Source organism: Rhodoplanes roseus, from assembly GCF_003258865.1.
Taxonomy (GTDB): Bacteria; Pseudomonadota; Alphaproteobacteria; order Rhizobiales; family Xanthobacteraceae; genus Rhodoplanes; species Rhodoplanes roseus.
Window position 1 is genome coordinate 1 of the sequence record NZ_NPEX01000547.1, and the last position, 1,676, is coordinate 1,676.

The 1,676-nt window shown below is 68.0% G+C and carries 1 protein-coding gene and 1 pseudogene; both read left to right on the plus strand.

Features of this window, described 5'->3' with window-relative positions:
* A pseudogene (locus CH341_RS34665) lies at positions 1–1,145 on the plus strand (hypothetical protein); the annotation flags it as partial.
* Positions 1,146–1,182: 37 nt separating this feature from the next.
* Positions 1,183–1,545 (plus strand): hypothetical protein, encoded by a 363-nt coding sequence (locus CH341_RS31145; RefSeq protein WP_210208700.1) that lies wholly within the window; start codon positions 1,183–1,185, stop codon positions 1,543–1,545.
* Positions 1,546–1,676: the final 131 nt, after the last annotated feature.

Here is a 1,676-nt window from a genome sequence, read left to right on the forward strand (position 1 = left end):
CCTCGGTCGTGACGCAGGGCGGCGCGACCTATGTCTGCCTGGTCGCGCACACGGCCGGGACCTTCGCCACCGATCTCTCCGCCGGGAAATGGCGGCAGGTCTCGGCCAAGGGGGACACAGGCGCCCAGGGATCGACGGGCGCGACAGGCGCCGCTGGCCCGGCCGCGTGGACCACAGTGTCGGCCTGGACGACTGCGACCACTTATGGGGTCGGCCCGCCGGCCTCGGTCGTGACGCAAGGCGGCGCGACCTATGTCTGCCTGGTCGCGCACACGGCCGGTACCTTCGCCACCGATCTCGCTGGCGGAAAATGGATTCAGGTCGCCGCCAAGGGCGACACCGGACCGCAGGGCGCGACTGGGGCGACCGGAGCAACCGGCGCGACGGGTGCAACGGGCGCGACTGGTGCCCAGGGGCCGGGAGCCGGCAACAACCGGCTGATCAACGCCAACTTCGTCGTGAACCAGCGTGGGGTCTCCGGCACCGTGTCGCTGGCCGCCGGTGCTTATGGGCACGATCGTTGGAAGGCCGGCGCCTCCGGCTGCACCTACACGTTCAGCCAATCCGGTGCGGACGTCGTCCTGACGATCACGAGCGGAACGCTGCTCCAGGTCGTCGAAGGCAAGAATGTCGAGGGGGGCGTCTACGCCGCGTCCTGGTGGGGGACCGCGACCGCGAGAGTCTATCAGGGCGCCGCATCGGGATCTTACGCGGCAACCGGGGTCAACACCGCGAGCCTGACGGCCAACACCGACACCACGATCGAGTTCAGCACCGGGACCGTGACGCGTGCACAGCTCGAGCCGGGGACTGCAACGAATCCGTATGAGCGACGCGCCTACGGCTACGAGCTGCTCCTGTGCATGCGCTACTACCAGAAGATCGGGAACGGCACGACGGATCTGCTGGTCCGGTTCCTCAACACCGGATCGGCATCCAAGGACCTCGGCTGCAGCTTCACTCTGCCGGTCCCGATGCGCGCCGCGCCGACCGCGACCGGCACGGGCGACATCAACGACGGAACGTCGTTCACGACCTGGGCCGCGATCGTCGCGACGCCGTTCACGGTCTTCTACTTCAAGCAGGCGATCCCGGCCGGTCAGTTCCTCGACCTGAGCCAGGTCGTCTGCGACGCCGAGCTGTGAGGCATCGATGTACCGGGCGGGTCCTTTCGACACCATCGTGCGCCTCTCCGATGGAATGGTGATCCCGACCGATCCCGCCAACCGGGACCGGCAGGTGTTCGAGCAATGGGTCGCCGACGGAGACACGCCGCTTCCCGCCGCGGTCGCCGATGATCCCGTTCCGGCGATCTCGAAGGCGCAATGTCTTCTGTGGCTGCTCCAGCTCGGAAAGACCGAGGCGGACGTGGACGCCTTTCTCGAGGCGATCCCGGATCCGACCGATCGTGAGATCGCGCGGATCGAGTGGCGTCATCGTCCGACCTTCCGGCACGACCATCCGCTGATGGTCGCTGCTGCCGACGCCTTCGGAATCCAGGCGGATCAGCTCCCCGGCGCGTTCCGGGCTGCGTCGGCCCTCTGAGGCCGCAGCTTCGGCTCGCCTCCACTCCACACATCACCAGCATGGGAGGCGCGGATGCGCATCTCGGACCGTGCGTTCGACGACATCGTCGGCGACGAAGTGACCGACCGCGCGACCTACGAGCGGCAGTA